Annotated in this window: 15 protein-coding genes; 10 read left to right on the top strand and 5 right to left on the bottom strand. The window is 64.3% G+C overall.

Annotation, left to right across the window (positions count from 1 at the left end; translation table 11 throughout):
• The 3 genes from ACO056_RS06415 (at position 1) to ACO056_RS06425 (ending at position 2,472) form a co-directional block, all read left to right on the top strand.
• Complete coding sequence (locus ACO056_RS06415; protein WP_421853511.1) at positions 1–813, top strand: transglutaminase family protein; 813 nt, start codon at positions 1–3, stop codon at positions 811–813.
• Positions 814–848: 35 nt separating this feature from the next.
• The gene (locus ACO056_RS06420) at positions 849–1,613 is read left to right on the top strand and encodes a peptidase (protein ID WP_421853513.1); all 765 of its coding nucleotides are present in this window, start codon (positions 849–851) and stop codon (positions 1,611–1,613) included.
• Positions 1,614–1,851: 238 nt separating this feature from the next.
• The gene (locus ACO056_RS06425; protein ID WP_421853516.1) at positions 1,852–2,472 is read left to right on the top strand and encodes a response regulator transcription factor; all 621 of its coding nucleotides are present in this window, start codon (positions 1,852–1,854) and stop codon (positions 2,470–2,472) included.
• An 89-nt stretch (positions 2,473–2,561) separates the two neighbouring features.
• Here ACO056_RS06425 and ACO056_RS06430 read toward each other — a convergent pair whose 3' ends face one another.
• Both ACO056_RS06430 and ACO056_RS06435 read right to left on the bottom strand, forming a co-directional pair.
• A complete protein-coding gene (locus ACO056_RS06430) occupies positions 2,562–3,767 on the bottom strand; it encodes an energy transducer TonB (RefSeq protein ID WP_421853519.1) in 1,206 nt (401 codons plus the stop codon).
• An 86-nt stretch (positions 3,768–3,853) separates the two neighbouring features.
• Complete coding sequence (locus ACO056_RS06435) at positions 3,854–4,537, bottom strand: extensin family protein (RefSeq protein WP_421853522.1); 684 nt, start codon at positions 4,535–4,537, stop codon at positions 3,854–3,856.
• 159 nt (positions 4,538–4,696) lie between these two features.
• On the opposite strand from ACO056_RS06435, the gene ACO056_RS06440 reads away from it, so the two are divergent.
• From ACO056_RS06440 to ACO056_RS06450, 3 genes are all read left to right on the top strand, one after another.
• Positions 4,697–5,827, top strand: coding sequence for a phosphoserine transaminase (locus ACO056_RS06440; RefSeq protein ID WP_421853525.1), 1,131 nt, complete (start codon positions 4,697–4,699; stop codon positions 5,825–5,827).
• Positions 5,828–5,974: 147 nt separating this feature from the next.
• Positions 5,975–7,558 carry a phosphoglycerate dehydrogenase gene (gene serA / locus ACO056_RS06445; RefSeq protein ID WP_421853528.1) on the top strand — a complete coding sequence of 528 codons (1,584 nt, stop codon included), beginning with the start codon at positions 5,975–5,977 and terminating at the stop codon, positions 7,556–7,558.
• Positions 7,559–7,761: 203 nt separating this feature from the next.
• Positions 7,762–8,178, top strand: coding sequence for a DUF4440 domain-containing protein (locus ACO056_RS06450; protein ID WP_421853531.1), 417 nt, complete (start codon positions 7,762–7,764; stop codon positions 8,176–8,178).
• Between the two features lie 17 nt (positions 8,179–8,195).
• Here ACO056_RS06450 and ACO056_RS06455 read toward each other — a convergent pair whose 3' ends face one another.
• Positions 8,196–10,055, bottom strand: coding sequence for a glycoside hydrolase family 35 protein (locus ACO056_RS06455; protein WP_421853535.1), 1,860 nt, complete (start codon positions 10,053–10,055; stop codon positions 8,196–8,198).
• 196 nt (positions 10,056–10,251) lie between these two features.
• Between ACO056_RS06455 and ACO056_RS06460 the strand changes: the two genes are divergently transcribed.
• From ACO056_RS06460 to ACO056_RS06470, 3 genes are all read left to right on the top strand, one after another.
• Positions 10,252–11,559, top strand: a complete 1,308-nt coding sequence (locus ACO056_RS06460) for an NAD(P)/FAD-dependent oxidoreductase (RefSeq protein ID WP_421853538.1) — start codon at positions 10,252–10,254, stop codon at positions 11,557–11,559.
• Between the two features lie 484 nt (positions 11,560–12,043).
• Positions 12,044–12,895 (top strand): hypothetical protein, encoded by an 852-nt coding sequence (locus ACO056_RS06465; RefSeq protein WP_421853541.1) that lies wholly within the window; start codon positions 12,044–12,046, stop codon positions 12,893–12,895.
• Between the two features lie 426 nt (positions 12,896–13,321).
• Positions 13,322–14,440: an ATP phosphoribosyltransferase regulatory subunit gene (locus tag ACO056_RS06470; RefSeq protein WP_421853544.1), complete on the top strand. Its 1,119-nt coding sequence runs from the start codon at positions 13,322–13,324 to the stop codon at positions 14,438–14,440.
• Here ACO056_RS06470 and arsC read toward each other — a convergent pair.
• The gene (gene arsC, locus ACO056_RS06475; RefSeq protein WP_421853547.1) at positions 14,437–14,847 is read right to left on the bottom strand and encodes an arsenate reductase (glutaredoxin); all 411 of its coding nucleotides are present in this window, start codon (positions 14,845–14,847) and stop codon (positions 14,437–14,439) included. The genes ACO056_RS06470 and arsC overlap by 4 nt on opposite strands.
• Positions 14,848–14,958: 111 nt before the next feature.
• On the bottom strand, positions 14,959–15,303 hold the full coding sequence (locus tag ACO056_RS06480) for an ArsR/SmtB family transcription factor (RefSeq protein WP_421853549.1): 345 nt from the start codon (positions 15,301–15,303) through the stop codon (positions 14,959–14,961).
• 470 nt (positions 15,304–15,773) lie between these two features.
• On the opposite strand from ACO056_RS06480, the gene ACO056_RS06485 reads away from it, so the two are divergent.
• Positions 15,774–17,063, top strand: coding sequence for an adenylosuccinate synthase (locus tag ACO056_RS06485; RefSeq protein ID WP_421853552.1), 1,290 nt, complete (start codon positions 15,774–15,776; stop codon positions 17,061–17,063).
• Positions 17,064–17,209: the final 146 nt, after the last annotated feature.

Consider the following 17,209-nt stretch of genomic DNA (forward strand, 5'->3'; position numbering starts at 1 on the left):
GTGCGGCTCTGGGTCGATCACACCACGCATTACACGTTTTCCGCCCCTGCCGCACGGGGGCTGCAGCGGCTGCGCCTCACACCCAAGACGAGCGCGGGGCAGTCGATCGTCGCGTGGAAGATCGGGCTCGAAGGCGCGCGGCAGGAAGTCGAATATGACGACGAGAACGCCAACCACGTTACCCTGATCGCATTTGAACCGGGCGTAACCCAAGTGACGATCCGCTGCGAGGGCGTGGTCGATACCAACGACAAGGCGGGCATTGTCGGCGGCCACGCGGGCTATCTGCCGTTGTGGCACTTCCGCCAGCCGACCGAACTCACCAGCGGCGGCCCGCGCCTCCGTGCGATGATTGCGGGCCTTTCGGGCAAGCAGGATACGCTGGAAAAGCTCCACACGCTCTCCGCCCTTGTGCGCGGCTCGGTGGAATATGCCTCCGGCCACACCGATACCGCAAGCAACGCCGAGGCTGTCCTCGCCGCGGGGCACGGCGTGTGTCAGGACCATGCCCACGTATTCATCGCCGCAGCGCGCGCGCTGGGCGTTCCGGCGCGCTACGTCAGCGGCTACCTGATGATGAAGGACCGGGTCGAGCAGGATGCGGGCCACGCCTGGGCCGAAGCCATGGTCGATGGGCTCGGCTGGGTGGGCTTCGACATTTCCAACGGCATCTCGCCCGATCCGCACTATGTCCGCGTCGCAACCGGGCGGGATTACCGCGATGCTGCGCCCGTCACCGGCATTCGCTACGGCGCCTATGACGAAACATTGCATGTGAAGCTTGCCGTCGCCCAGCAGCGTGTGGAACAGTGAACCCGCGCGCGCGAACGGATGAGGGGGCAGGACCAATGACCTATTGCGTGGGGATGGTGCTCGACAAGGGCCTCGTGCTGATGAGTGACACGCGCACCAATTCGGGCGTCGACAACATCTCGGTGTTCCGCAAGATGTTCACCTGGTCGGTCCCGGGGGAGCGGATCATCTCGATCATGACCGCGGGCAACCTCGCCACCACGCAGGCGGTGATCAGCCAGCTGGAGGAGCGCACCAAGGCGCCCGGCGATCGGCGGCCTTCGATCCTTGAAGCGCCCACGATGTTCCAGATCGCGACGATCGTCGGCCGGCTGCTGAGCGACGTGATCGAGGGGCGGCAGGATGCGGGCATGCAGGGCGCCGGCGGCCAGACCGAAGGACCGCGCTTCACCGCCTCGATGATCGTCGCCGGCCAGATCAAGGACATGGAACCGCGCCTGTTCCTGATCTACCCCGAAGGCAATTTCATCGAAGCCTCGTTCGATACGCCCTTCTTCCAGATCGGTGAGACCAAGTACGGCCGCCCGATCCTGGTGCGCGGCTACGACAAGGGCATGAGCTTCGAAGACGCGGTCAAGCTGCTGATGGTCTCGTTCGATTCGACGCTCGCCGCCAATCTCTCGGTCGGCCTGCCGTTCGATCTCATGGTGATCGAGCGCGATCAGTTCGAGCCGCTGCACCACAAGCGGATCACCGCCGAGGATCCGTTTTTCAAGCTGATCTCTTCGCGCTGGGGCGAGGCGCTGCGTTCGGCGTTCTACTCGCTGCCCGACTACAGCTTCGACGATCAGGTCAGCTGAACTGCCCTCCGCTTGGTTAACGCAGTCGCGCTTAGGGCAAATACTTATCCATATCGGTTCACGATCCGGGCGGCGCCCAAGGGACCGTACTTAGCGCCAATGCGGGGCAATAATGTCCATTCCCGAGTATAATTCCCTAAGGTATCGGGGCAGGAGTGCCGCGAAGGCGGCGCTTGTGGATCGAGAACGAAACTAACCTCGTTGGCGTTCGGGCCGGTGCTTGTGGTTTGGTTAACCCATGATCGAACGCGCCACCCTCCACATCCTCGATAGCGACTCTGCCCGCCGTGCACAGCTCGCTCGTCTCGCATTTGCCGCAGGGCATCATGCGGAAATCTACGCCAACGCGGATGAGCTGCTCAGCCATGCGCCGTCGGGCGGACTTGTCCTCGCGCAGGATGAGCCGGTGGGGGAGGGCGTGGCCAGCCTAGTCGCCGCGATGATGCGCGTCGGGCAATGGCTGCCGATCATCGCGATTGCCGAGGAGCCCACGATCAATGCAGTGGTCTCGGCGATCAAGGCCGGCGCGCTTGACTATCTCACCGTGCCCGAACAGATCGCCCCGCTGAATGAAGCCGTCGCCCGCTGCGCCCGGGAGGCAGACGCCCAGCGCCAGCAACGTGCCCGCGCCGCCGAAGCCCGCCAGCGCATCGCCCGTCTCTCGATGCGTGAACGCGAAGTGCTCGATCGGCTGGCCGAAGGGTGCAGCAACAAGGCCATCGCGCGCGATCTGGAAATCAGCCCGCGCACCGTGGAAATCCACCGCATGAAGATGATGGGCAAACTGGGCGCCCGCCACGCCGCCGAAGCCGTCCGCCTGCGCATCGAAGCCACGGGGCTCGGAGATATTGCGGCCTAGGGAAGAGTAGACTTCACGGCGCTGGCTGGCTGGCTGGCTGCTGCGGGGATGCTCGATCCGTATCCGAGCAGCTGGGGCTGGGCTCGCACCTAGTCCAGAGGAACGAGCCAGCGGACATCTGTCACATAGTAGCGCAAGCCCGAAAAGTCGGAGATCCGCTTGCTGAAGGCAAAGCGCAGGCGGCGCATCGCGACCTCGCAGGTCACGTTGTCGAGGTAGGCCGTACCTGACGATCCCACCGGCCGACAACTCTCGGGCGACCCGTCGCGCGCAAATCCCATCAGTACCTTCACCCGCCCTCCGATTTCCTCGATCAACGCAAGGCGCGGATAGTCCGCTGCGGTGATCGTGTTTCCCAGCATACCGTTGCCTGTGCCAATGGGTGGGCGTTCATCAAACGGAACGGCAGGGTAGACGATCTCCACATCCCGCCAGATCATCCGTTCTTCCAGAATGAGGTCCTGCTTCGGATGGCCAAGCTGAACCGCGACATTGGCCAGATCGCCGCCGCTCGGCATCTCGGCTGGCGGCTGGACGATCGGGCGTGGTGCCGGTCGCGCTACAGGTCGCGCTGCAGCGCTTGCCGGCCGGCGATGTGCTGCACTGGCCGGAGCGGGTAGTCCCGAGCGCTTGCGCATCATGGCGGGCGGTGGCGGCGGTGCGGCGCCGAGACCGGGCCGCCCTGCGCTGATCCAGGTCTGGCAAATCGCTTCGCTGTCAGCCGCGCTGAACGGGTTGCCCAGGATGGAACAGCCTGCCACGCCCGGCTTTCCGGTCGTCACCAGCGTAAGTCCGTAGCCCTTGCCCGGCGGCAGCAGGGCAATTGGCTTCCGCGGGGCAAGCACCTGCTTGACCCTGACTGAAAAGGCCAGCCGTCCGACTTCGTAGGGCAAAGCGAACCCGTCGTTGCGACGAAACCGCGCCCGCGCCTCGATCTGCTGGCAGAGGACTTCCATGGCGCGGCCCTGCTTTCCGGATGACCCCGATATGCAAGCAATCGCTCGCCCTCCGGAATTGAACGCGATCTCGCCTTCGCCGAGGCTGGTCAGCACGTTCAGATAGGGTCCGCTGGGCAAGGAAGCGATAACCGGACCGGCATCGGGGGTAAATTCCAGTCGCCCCGCTCCGGCAAGGTCGACATTGTCCCGGCCGATGACCACGCGCTTGGGCTCGGGCGCGGCCAATGGATCACTCTCGCTGACGGAAACGGAAGGCTCGTCCGCCGCAGACTTCGTCGGCTCGGCGGTGGGCGGTGTGGCGGCCGAAAGGGCCATTGCGAGCAGGGAAAGAGCCATATGCAAAGGTTAGCGCGCCCCGGCAGGTAAGGGAATTCCCGCGTTTCGATCTGAGGTGGCTGGTCTGGCGCGAACCGGACCGCCGGTCAGCGGCAGAAAGGCCGGCCGCCGCCCACTTCGAGGTGGAAATGATCGCGGTGGGCTTCGTTGTATTGCGGGGTGAGCACGGTGCCGAAGCGTTTGCAGGCGCTGTCGCGGATGGTTTGGAGGAAGGCGCGGATCTGCGGGCTTTCGCTACTCCAATCGTGCAACACGGTGATTCGCCGCCCATCCGCCAGTACGAAGCCGCTGACGTCGACCGCATTGGCGCTGGCATGGGCGGAAAGGCGCGAGGTGCCTGCGATGGTGCGGCAGGAATAGCTGCCCATCGTCTCGATCCGCACCAGCGGACTGCCGAGGATGGACCTCGCCGCGCGGTCCACGCCGAAGCGGGCCCAGCCGGATAGCGTGTTTGCCAGCGGGCAGGTGATCGGGCCAAGGTTCGAAACCTGCAGCATCCCCTCATCGCTGCGCAGCGAAGCGAGTCGCACTGCGCCGATGGCGGAGCAGCCTGCGCCATAATACTGATCGGGCAGGGGGGTGAAGCTGGCATAATTGCGGCTGAGATTGGCCAGGCACATGCGGCCTTCGGGCGCTGCGGGCGGGGTCCAGGCAGTTGCGTTCCGCACCGGGCTGCGGGCCGGCTCGGGCGCGCCCACGCAGCCTGCCAGCAGCACCGGCAGGGCCAGCGACAGCATGGCGGCAAGCTTCGAAGTGGGGCGGCGGACCATGGTTCGAGTCTGCGCCCGGTATGGTTAAGTTTGGCTTAGCCTGATCCTTAAGGAGTGCCCGCCCGCTAACGCAGGTTGACAGTTTGCCCCCCGCCACTATGAACAGCGCCGGGCCACGCGGTCCCAACGCCGCGCGTGCTCTCTGCAAGGAGAGACTACATGACTGCACCTACCCCGGCGCGCAAGCCTGCGCGTCCTCACTTCTCGTCCGGCCCCTGCGCCAAGCCGCCCGGATACGATCCCGCCAAACTCGCCACCGAAGTGCTCGGGCGTTCGCATCGCTCGAAGATCGGCAAGACGCGCCTGCAGCTGTGCATCGACCTGATGCGCGAGGTGCTGCAGCTGCCCGATACGCACCGCATCGGCGTGGTCCCGGGTTCCGACACCGGCGCTTTCGAAATGGCGATGTGGACGATGCTGGGCGCCCGCGGCGTGACAACGCTGGCCTGGGAAAGCTTCGGTGAGGGCTGGGTGACCGACGCCGCCAAGCAGCTCAAGCTCGATCCCGCCATCGTGCGCGCCGATTACGGCCAGCTGCCCGATCTCTCCGCCATCGACTTCTCGACCGACGTGCTGTTCACCTGGAACGGCACCACCTCGGGCGTCCGCGTCCCGAACGGTGACTGGATCCCCGACGACCGCGAGGGCCTGACTTTCGCTGACGCCACCAGCGCGGTTTTCGCCTACGACATTCCGTGGGACAAGATCGATGTCGCCACCTTCTCCTGGCAGAAAGTGCTGGGCGGCGAAGGCGGCCACGGCGTTCTCATCCTCGGCCCCCGCGCCGTTGAACGCCTCGAAACCTACACCCCCGCCTGGCCGCTCCCCAAAGTGTTCCGCCTCGTTTCCAAGGGCAAGCTCACCGAGGGCGTGTTCAAGGGCGAGACGATCAACACCCCCTCGATGCTCGCCGTTGAGGACGCGATCTTCGCGCTCGAATGGGCCAAGTCGGTCGGTGGGCTCGAAGGCCTCAAGGCCCGCTGCGGCGCCAATGCCGCCGCGCTCGACAAGCTGGTGCAGGAGCGTGAGTGGCTCGGCCACCTCGCGGCCGATCCCGCTTCGCGCTCGATGACCTCGGTGTGCCTCACCGTCGAAGGCGCGGACGAGGCGCTGATCAAGGCGTTTGCCGGCCTGCTCGAAAAGGCGGGCGCGGCTTATGACATCGCCGGCTACCGCGATGCCCCGCCGGGCCTGCGTATCTGGTGCGGCGCCACTGTCGATGCCGCGGATATCGCCGATCTCGGCCCCTGGCTCGATTGGGCCTGGGCCGAAGTCCACGCACCCGCCTGAACCAGAATAGCCCTCGCCCCTTCAGGGGAGAGGGTTGGGAGAGGGGAATGAACCCCAGCCTCCCCACTTTTCCAACCATCACAGGGCCGGACGAGACCATTTCCCCTCTCCCCGGCCCTCTCCCCTGAAGGGGAGAGGGAGTTAAACATGACCAAGCCCCGCGTACTGATTTCCGACAAGATGGATCCCAACGCCGCCCGCATTTTCGAAGAAAAGGGCTGCCAGGTCGATGTCATCACCGGCGAAACCCCGGAACAGCTGATCGCCCGCATCGGTGAGTACGATGGCCTTGCCATCCGCTCCTCGACCAAGGTGACAAAGGCGATCCTCGATGCCGCAACCAACCTCAAGGTGATTGGCCGTGCCGGCATCGGCGTCGATAACGTCGATATCCCCTATGCCTCGGGCAAGGGCGTGGTGGTGATGAACACCCCGTTCGGCAACTCGATCACCACCGCCGAACACGCCATCGCCCTGATGTTCGCGCTCGCGCGCCAGATCCCCGAAGCCAATGCCCAGACGCAAGCCGGTCTCTGGCCGAAGAACGGCTTCATGGGCGTCGAAGTTACCGGCAAGACGCTCGGCCTGATCGGCGCGGGCAATATCGGCTCGATCGTTGCCAGCCGCGCGCTTGGCCTCAAGATGAAGGTCGTCGCCTACGATCCCTTCCTCACGCCCGAACGCGCAATCGAGATGGGCGTTGAGAAGGCCGATCTCGATACGCTGCTCGCCAAGGCAGACTTCATCACGCTGCACACGCCGCTCACCAGTGAGACGAAGAACATCCTCAGCCGCGAAAACCTCGGCAAGACCAGGAAGGGCGTGCGCATCATCAACTGCGCGCGCGGCGGCCTGATCGATGAAGCCGCGCTCAAGGAGCTGATGGATGCCGGCCACATCGCCGGTGCCGCGCTTGATGTGTTCGAGACCGAGCCTGCCAAGGAATCGCCGCTGTTCGGCACGCCCAACTTCATCTGCACCCCGCACCTCGGCGCCAGCACCACCGAAGCGCAAGTCAACGTCGCGCTGCAAGTGGCCGAGCAGATGGGCGAATTCCTGACCACCGGCGGTGTTACCAACGCGCTCAACATGCCCTCGCTTTCGGCCGAGGAAGCGCCCAAGCTCAAGCCCTACATGGCGCTCGCCGAACGCCTCGGTAGCCTCGTCGGCCAGCTGGCGCACGATAACCTCACCAAGATCGCCATCGAAGTGGAAGGTGCCGCCGCGCAGCTCAACCAGAAGCCGATCACCGGCGCGGTGCTGGCAGGGCTGATGAAGCAGTATTCGCAGACCGTGAACATGGTCAACGCACCCTTCCTCGCCAAGGAACGCGGGCTCGATGTGCGCGAGGTGCGCCATGACCGTGAAGGCATCTACCACACCCTCGTGCGCGTCACCGTCGGCACCGCGCAGGGTGACCGCTCGGTTGCCGGCACGCTCTTCGGCAACGGCGAGCCGCGTCTGGTCGAGATCTTCGGCATCGGCATCGAAGCCGATCTCGCGGGTGACATGCTCTACATCGTCAACACCGATGCGCCGGGCTTCATCGGCTCGATCGGTACGCTGCTCGGCAAGTCGGGCATCAACATCGGCACCTTCCACCTCGGCCGCCGCGAGGCAGGCGGTGAGGCGGTGCTGCTGCTCTCGGTCGATAGCCCCGTGAGCGAGGCCGTGCTGGCCGAAGCCCGCACCGTTCCGGGCGTGCGCACTGTGCGCGCGCTGAAGTTCTGATCACGGCGTAGCGTCAGCATCCTTCGACAGGCTCAGGATGAGCGGGGTTGGGCTCATACCAACTGAAACCGCTCATGCTGAGCTTGTCTAAGCACCCGTGACAACACCCGCCCAAAAGGGCCGAACCACGCGCGCCATTTGACCCGGCCGCCAAAGCCCCATAGCCTCCGCCTTCGGGGACTATTCCCAAGGGGGTTTACTTCATGCGCAAGATACTTCTCGCCGCGGCCATGCTCGGGTTTTCGGCCACGCCGGCGCTCGCCAACGATAACGCGATGATCCAGGCAGCGGATGACGCGCTCGCCGCCGCGTTCAACAAGGGCGATGGCGCTGCCGTCGGCGCGATGTACGCCTCCGATGCCACGATGCTCCCCGGCGACAACAAGCTCTACAAGGGCGCAGACATCACCGCCTTCTGGGTTGGCGCGACCGGCGCGCTCACCAATCTCAAGCTCACCGTCCTCGAAACCGAGCGCCTCTCACCCACCTACATCCGCGAAATCTCGCGCGTCGAATACGACACCAAGGGTGACAAGTCGGTCCACGCCAACGTCACCGCTGTCGTCGTCTACAAGCTGGTGAACGGCAAGTGGATGCTCTGGACCGACATCTTCCACTGATCGGCCGGGGCTGCGGATCAGGCCTCAGGCAGTTTCGCAGCCCTGTCCCAGATCATTTCGGTGACGCCGGCCAGCATGGTTTCGGCCGGGCCGAACAGGTCCAGCACAACCACTTCATTCCGGCCCACCTTCAGCCACGGCGCTGGAACGAACACCCCGCGCTGCGGTCCGGCTGACCAATACCGCCCGAGATTGTGGCCGTTTACCCAGACATAGCCTTTGCCCCAGCCGCGCATGTCGAGGAATGTGAATCCCGCCTCGGAAATGGTGAAGGCGCCGCGGTAGAACGCCGGGCCAGTCTCCGCCCCCCGCCGCTTCGCAAACGCCAGCCGCCCTGGTTCCTCGATCAGCACCGGGCGATGTTCCCAGCCTTTCAGCTGTGCGCCGTTCACCGCGACCGGGCCGATCAGCCCTTTCTGGTCTTTGCCGAGGCCCTTGCCGTAATTGGCATGGCCCATCGCATCGACCAGCACCTCGATCGTGGCCCCCGCCGGCGCATCGATCGCGAAGCCGGTATCATGGCGGCGGCGATCGAGTGTCGCAGCAGGCTTGCCGTCGATACTCACCAGCGCCAGATCGCGCACTTCGCTCAGGCTGAGCTCGCCCGAAACCGCCTCGGCAAGGCGGTGCCGGTAGAGCAGCATCCCCGCCGTGCGCCCGCAGCCTTCCAGCGTCCGCGGGTCCTCGGCCAGCTGCGCCGGGCCCAGCACTTGCGCAAGCGGCGCAGCCTCATCCAGCGCAAAGGGCGCAACCGTCAGCGCCTTTTCCGCTGGCGGCAGCTCGCCGAAGCGGTCCGCCGGCAGATAGTCCGCCAGCAGCTTGCGCACCGCCGCATACTTGGCGGTCGGCCGCCCCGCCTCGTCGAGCAGCGCGTCGTAATCGTAGCTCGAAATCGTCGGCTCGTAGTGGTTCTTGTCCAGGTCGAAATTGGCGCCCGCCCAGGTCCCGAACGAGGTGCCGCCGTGGAACATGTAGAAACTCACCGACATCTTGCGCTCGAGCATCCATTTGAGATTGGCGACGACATTCTCCGTGCTCGTTGTCGCATGGGTCTCGTGCCAGTGGTCGAACCACCCAGCCCAGAATTCCGAGCAGAAATCGGGTCCGCCAAAGCCCTTCTCGGCGCGCTCCTTGAACGCGCGCTCGGCCTCGTCTTGCGTGAACGTGCCGAAATTGATGCCCGCCGGTATCCCCGGCAGCGTGCCCTTGTCGAGCACGGAGGCACCGTCGACCATATAGAGCTGGCCCGCAAAACCGGCGGCCCGCGTCGCATCGCGCAGCGCGAGCAGATAGCGCTGATCGCTGCCGAAAGCGCCATATTCGTTCTCGATCTGCGTCATGATGATTGGCCCGCCGCGGTCGATCTGAAGCGGTGCCAGCTCCTCGCCAAGCCGCTTCAGCCAGCGCGCCGAGGGCTTCATGAACCTCGGATCCAGCGCGCGCGCCGGTGTGCCGCTATCGGGAAATAGCCAGGCGGGCAGCCCGCCGCCATCCCATTCTGCGCAGACATAGGGCCCCGGCCGCAGCAACACGAACAGCCCTTCCTCCTGCGCCATGCGCACCCACGCCGCGACATCGAGGTTGTCGGCGAAATCAAACACGCCCGGCGTCTGCTCATGGATGTTCCAGAACATGTAGGCGCTCAGCGTATTGAACCCGAGCGCCCGCATCTTGCGCAGCCGGTCCCGCCAGAGCGCACGCGGGATGCGCGGATAGTGCATCTCACCGGCGAGGATCTGGAACGGCTTGCCGTCCAGCAGAAAGGCATTTCCCTCCACCCGGAACCGCGACCCCGCAGGCGCGGCGAGCCCCGGCACGGCCATCACGGCGAGACCGGCGGCGCCAATGCCCATGGCGGTACGGCGGTCGAAGGTCATCAGGCAGGTCCTTTGTCGGTTGGCAAGGTATGATCTGACAAATCAGACAAATAAATGCAATGCGCAAGGGCCAAGCGTATCAGGCCGCAGCAGCCGCGAAGGGCCCTTGAGGCTGCGAGCCGGCTGGTTCAGACTGCCCGGCATGGATGCAGTGCGCGTCCCCAACACTTTCCCGCAACGAAGGGCTCCACCTGTAATGGCCGAAAGAAGTGCGTACGACGCGGTTGTCATCGGTGCGGGAATCATCGGCTGCGCGATCGCGCTCGATCTAGCGTGGCGCGGCTTCCGGACCTTGAACGTGGATCGCGGTCCCGCACCGGGGCACGGCTCCACATCATGGTCTGCGGCCATCATCAGGCCCTATTATTCGACGACCGACGGCACCGCGCTGGCTTTCGAAGCGCACTTCGCCTGGCAAAACTGGACGGAATACCTCGGCTATCGTCCCGATGCCGCGCTGCACTACAACGAATGCGGCTGCCTCGTCCTCGAGGCGGCGGAAAATCGCCAGCTTGCAGGCACGCGGTCCATCATGCGCGAGGTCGGCGTACCTTTCACGGATGTAGCGGAAAACGAACTGCACGAATGGCTACCCGGCGCGGACCTGCGCCAATTCAGTCCCGCGCGACGGATCGATGATCCCCAATTCGGCGAAACCGCGGGCCAGCCGATCACGGGCGCGATGTTCTGCCCCACCGGCGGCTATATCAGCGATCCCCAACTGGCCACCGCCCAGATCGCCCAAGCGGTGGAGCACGCTGGCGGCCATTTCCGGTTCAATGACACCGTTCTGGCCATCCACCAGTCCGCCGGGAAAATCACCGGCCTCACCACGGCAAACAGCGGCATGATCCACGCCCCCATCGTCATCAACGCGGCCGGCCCCGCCTCCCGCCGGGTGAACGAACTCGCCGGCGCGCACCACCCGGACCAGATCAGCACCCGCCCGCTGCGGCAGGAAGTGGCCCACGTCCGTATGCCGCAGACCCCGCAGGGACCCGGCCTGCGCTTCGTCCTCACCGATGCAGACTGCGGCATCTACATGCGCCCGGAGCAATCCGATCATCTGCTGATCGGCTCGCTCGAACCGGCCTGCGACCACCTCGAATACCTCGATACAGAAGACTTCGAGACGAGCCTCACCGACCAATGGACCAACCAGGTCTGGCGCGCCGCCTTGCGCTTCCCGGACCTCGGCATTCCCAACACGGCGCAAGGCTTTGCCGCGCTCTACGACGTGAGCGAGGACTGGATTCCGGTCTACGACAAGAGCGACTTGGGCGGCTACTTCACCGCCATCGGCACCAGCGGCAACCAGTTCAAGAACGCACCCCTTGTCGGCCAGCTGATGGGCCATCTGATCGAGAGCGTGGCAAACGGTGCCGACCACGACCGCTCACCCCTGCAGTTCCGCCTGCCGGTAACGGGCCGGGACGTGGGCTTGGCAGCGTTCTCGCGCCTGCGGCCCATCAACCGCGCAAGCAGCTTTTCGGTGCTGGGGTGACGGAGCGCCGACCCGAGGGCCGCTGAGTTCCCGCCAACCCACTTCCCGTCACCCCGTGCTCGACACGGGGTCAGGCTTCCCTTCCGGCGCAGCGCCCGCCAAGAAAAGCCAAGGCCCGGATCAAGTCCGGGCCGACGATTCCATCCGATGCTATGACGCCCCCCCCCCTCCCCTTCAGGGGAGAGGGCTGGGAGAGAGGCAATCAGGCCCGATTGCGCAGCATTGTTGAGCGCACCGAAATATATCCACCTCGTCATTCCCGCGAAGGCGGGAATCCAGAGCCGCAAACACCCCCACCAGCCATCACGTCGCACGCAACGAACCACACCCGATCCTCCCCATCTTTGCGGTACGCACATATGGGAAGGGGGACAAACGCTGCAGGCGGTCGTGGAGGGGTAATGGCGCGACGCTTGTGCAAAAGGGCTTGAGGTGATGCGCCCGCCCGGTCAGACTGGCGAGCGTTGGCCGGGAGGCACAGGCGATGGTTGGGTTTGGGGATTTAGTAAAGTGTCACCGTAACCCCCGTGTTTTCATAGGTCGTGCTTTTGGGGCGAGTGCGGTATTGCTTGGTCTGTCTCTGGCTGCATATCCGTTGGTGGCGGTCGATAAACTTTATTTCGGTTCGGCATATCTGCTTGCGGAGGCTGTTACCGTCGCCGTCGTTTGGTTTCTGGTGCCGCAAATTGAAGAGGTTTTGCACCCGCATCTAGCACCTCATTCACTCCAGAAAGTGCGTACAGAAATCCGTTTTGTGACAACGACCGATTTTGCTGGAATGGATCGAATTTTTGACGCGACACTTGATCCTGAGCAAGCAATGGACGATGCCGATTTCCTCGAATTGATGAAACGAGGCACTCTTGTCCGAGTGATGCAAGAAGATTTCGGTATGGGCTCTGAGCGCATCTCGCGAATCGCAGGATATTATTCACTATGGCCATTAAAGGAAGGCGAATTTGATAGGATCGTTCAAGGAACTCTTAAAGAAGAAAATCTAAAACCTTGCGATATACCTGACCTAAATGATTCCAGTGTTTATGTTCTATATTTATCTGAAGTGTGCAGTGAAAATGATGCAGACCATCGGTCGATGTTGATGCGTGATATGTTGCGATACATTGCGCAGCTTCTTCGAGATAATCCGAATATTGATAAGATAGCAACTTGGCCGTCATCCGAAGATGGCAAGCGATGGTCCGATAAGCTGGGTTTGAAGCCGTGTCGTGTTCAGCGGAAAGGGCGGAGAATCTATGCTCTCGACAGGAGAGCTGTACTCGCATCGCCGTACATACCAAGCGGGCAGTTCAAAGAAAGAGTCGTCGTCACTTATTGAGTAGGAAAATGGATCAGAGGTTGCAGTGATGGCTTGCTGAACCCCTAAGACGGACCAGTGCTGCGGATAGGCCGCCTCATTTGAATGACCGACATAGGATACGAGGCGGAGTTTGGGCGGACTGGCAAAGTGTCACGGTAATCCCTTGGCATAGCCTTTTCAGAACGCTGATCGCTTTCCTACACCACCCAAATCTGCGACATTTCCTTTCCTCGCCAGCCCGCAAAGGCCGCCCGGAAATGCCGCAAGCCCACGCCCGCGCCCACACCCCCATTAATCGTTCCAGCCGATCAAACTCGCCCCACTGATCGAATGCATTCAATCCTCTGGACTGTGTCAACTGTGTCAACCGTAAGGAATCCCGACAGGTCACCCCGCCCAAATGGGGTTCGCATCCAGCCCGCCATGGGCTAGGGCGCGGCTGTCATGAGCGAACCGAACCCCGATCTCCTGCCCGAGGGCCTTGAAGACCGCCTGCCGCGCGAGGCTGCCGCGACCACGCGCGTGATGCGCAGTTTGCAGGATGTCATGCATGGCCACGGCTATGACCGGGTGCTGCCGCCGATGATCGAGTTCGAGCGCAGCCTGGCCGCGCGGATGGATGGGATCAACCAGCGGCGCATGTTCCGCTTTGTCGATCCGGCCAGCTTGCGAATGATGGCACTGCGCAGCGATCATACGCCGCAGATCGGCCGCATCGCTGGCACCCGCCTCGCCGGCGCGGCGCGGCCCTTGCGGCTGTGCTATGCGGGCCAGGTGCTCACCATCAAGGGCGATGCGCTGGACCCGGCGCGCGAGCGGTTGCAATGCGGCGCCGAACTGATCGGCACGGACAACGTGGCAGCGGCCTGCGAAGTGGTGTCCATCGCGATCGAGGCGCTTCAGGCAGCGGGCGCGCAGGGCGTCAGCGTCGATTTCACGCTGCCCGATCTCGTCGATACGCTGGCGGAGAAGGCCTTCCCGCTGGCGCCCGAGCAAATCGAAGCGGTGCGGCGGGAGCTCGATACCAAGGATGCGGGCGGCCTCGTCGATGCAGGCGGCGAAGCTTATGTTCCGCTTCTATACGCCACCGGCGATTTCGATACTGCGATTGAAAAGCTCGCCGCCATCGACGCCGGCGGGGCGCTTGCCGGCCGCATTGCCGCGCTGCGTGCCATTGCCGCCGCGCTCGGCGGTGCGGCGCGCCTCACGCTCGATCCTTCGGAGCGGCACGGCTTTGAATATCAGTCGTGGCTGGGTTTCACGCTCTACGCCGATGGGGTGCGCGGCGCGCTGGGCCGGGGCGGCACATACCGGATCGCAGGCAGCGGAGAAGGCGAAGTCGCCACCGGCTTCTCGCTCTATCCCGATGGCCTGATCGCGCAAGTGGCCGATGCCGAACGCGGCGAGGACAGCGTGTTCCTGCCGCTCGGCCACGACCGGGATGTCGCCGCCCGCCTGCGCAGCATCGGCTGGCGCACAGTGGCGGCGCTGAGCGCGGCGGACAGCGCGGCATCGCTCGCCTGCACGCACGAACTCAGCGGCAGCGATCCGGTGAAGCTTTAAAGCTTCACCACCTCGCCATCTTCCTTGGTGAAGCTTTCGGGCCGGTGATCGAGCAGTTCGAGCACCACTTCCGAAGGCCTGCACAGCTTGGTGCCCTTGGGGCTGACCACGATGGGCCGGTTCACCAGGATCGGATGCTCCACCATCGCGGCAAGGATCGCCTCGTCACTCGCGCCGGGATCGGTGAGGCCGAGGTCTTCCGCCGGGGTGCCCTTGGCGCGCATGATGTCGCGGGGCGCGGCGCCCATGTCCGCGAGAATCGTGTCCAGCTGCGGGCGCGTCCAGCCGGCTTTGACATATTCGACGACCGTGGGGGCGTAACCCGCCGCCTCGATCATCGCCAGCGCATTGCGCGAGGTGCCGCACTTGGGGTTGTGGTAGATCGTGATGGGAAAGGTATCTGTCATGCCGGATCCTCTGCCAGAAGCCGGCCCGGCACCGCAAGTGCCGCGAGCGCCCCGGCCAATTTTCCGATGATGAACGCGGCGATCGAAGCGCCCGTCAGCCCCCGCGAGAACTTATGCGCAGGCCCCGCAATCGCGCGCCAGTTCGGCGAGCGGCGCGCAGATCTCCGGATTGCCGCCGCAGCAGTCTTCCACCAGGAAGCCGAGCAAATCGCGCATTGCCCCAAAATTGGCGGCATAGATCACCGAGCGCCCCTCGCGCCGCGCGGAAACCAGTCCGGCATGATCGAGGATCGCCAGATGCGTGGAAAGTGTGTTCGGGCGCGCGCCCACTTCGCGTGCGATCACGCCGGCAGGCAGGCCTTGCGGCCCGGCTTTCACCAGCAGGCGGAACACTGCAAGCCGGTGTTCTTGCGCCAACGCCGAAAGCAGGTTTACCGCGTGGGGCAGGGGAAGCATGCAGCGAAACTCCATTCCAACTGCTCGGCAACTATCCGGCGAACGTCGCCTTGAGCCAAAGATCGACAACGACCATCGCAAGGGATCAGGCTTGCCCAGCCGCCGCTTGATTTCGAGATGTCCTTGAAGGCCGTCGCGAGCGAAACCGGCGGTACCTGCCTTGCGCAGCGCAGCGGCGAGCACATCTGCCTGCCTGAATGCCTGCCATCTACATCTTGCGCATGATGGAACCCCCGGATTTGCAGTGGCGGCGCACAGGATTGCACGGCCCCAGCTTACCGGCGCATGAATTGGCACCCCTCACGGCACGCGCCCTTGACTTGGCTGCGCTTAAGCCCCTAACGCGCGCTCCGAATTGGGGCTTCCCGCCGCCCGGACGCGCTCCTCCGTTTCGCCACGCTCCAAGCTTGGAGCGCTATCGGATGCACCGTACAATGGCCCGCTGAGGGCAGGATGGAAAAAGCAGGCACATGGCCAACGTGACCGTGATCGGCGCCCAGTGGGGCGATGAGGGCAAGGGCAAGATCGTCGATTGGCTGGCAAGCCGCGCCGATGCCGTGGTGCGCTTCCAGGGCGGTCACAATGCCGGCCACACGCTCGTGGTAGACGGGTCGGTCTACAAGCTCTCGCTGCTGCCGTCGGGCATTGTCAGGGGCACGCTTTCGATCATCGGCAACGGCGTGGTGCTCGATCCCTGGGCGCTCAAGGCAGAGATCGAGAAGCTGACCGCGCAGGGCGTGACTATCCACGCCGAAAACTTCGCGATTGCCGATAATTGCCCGCTGATCCTGCCGCTGCACCGCGATCTCGATGGCCTGCGCGAAACAGCCGCCGGTTCCGGCAAGATCGGCACGACCGGGCGCGGCATCGGCCCCGCCTATGAGGACAAGGTCGGCCGCCGCGCGATCCGCGTCTGCGATCTTGCGCACCTCGATGCGCTGGATTCGCAGCTGGACCGGCTCTGCGCCCATCACGACGCGTTGCGCGCCGGTTTCGGCCAGCCGCCGGTGGACCGCGAAGCACTGCTCGATGAGCTGCGCGAGATCGCGCCCTTCGTGCTGCAATATGCGCAGCCTGTGTGGAAACGCCTGAAAAAGGTGCGCAAAGCGGGCGCACGCATCCTGTTTGAAGGCGCGCAGGGCGTGCTGCTCGATGTCGATCACGGCACCTATCCGTTCGTCACTTCGTCCAACACCGTATCGGGCACGGCGGCTTCGGGTTCGGGGCTTGGCCCCAATTCGACCGGCTTCGTGCTGGGCATCGTCAAGGCCTATACCACCCGCGTCGGTTCGGGGCCCTTCCCGACCGAGCTGGAGGATGAAGTGGGCCAGCGGCTGGGTGAGCGCGGGCACGAATTCGGCACGGTCACGGGGCGCAAGCGCCGCTGCGGCTGGTTCGATGCGGTGCTGGTGCGCCAGTCCTGCGCGATCTCGGGCGTCACCGGCATTGCGCTGACCAAGCTCGATGTGCTCGACGGGTTCGACAAGGTGAGGATCTGCACCGGCTACCGCCTGCGCGGAAAGGTCCTCGATTACTTCCCGAGCCATGCCGCCGATCAGGCTGCGGTTGAGCCGATCTACGAGGAAATGGACGGCTGGCAGGGCACAACCGCAGGCGCGCGTTCATGGGCCGATCTCCCGGCGCAGGCGATCAAGTACATCCAGCGCGTGCAGGAACTGATCGAAACGCCGGTCGCGCTGGTTTCGACGAGCCCCGAGCGCGAGGACACGATCCTCGTGCGCGATCCTTTCATCGACTGACCAGCGGACGCCGAATCGGGCGTGATTGGTCCTCCGGCCAGCCTGGCTTGGGGACAAAGCCGTGTGTCCGGCTTCCAGTCGGCGCTTTGCTGCAGCGCGGAATGCATCCGCGCTGCACTGCATAAATTGTTGGATTTGCGCGGGTT

The organism is Novosphingobium sp. (genome assembly GCF_965228995.1).
GTDB lineage: Bacteria > Pseudomonadota > Alphaproteobacteria > Sphingomonadales > Sphingomonadaceae > Novosphingobium.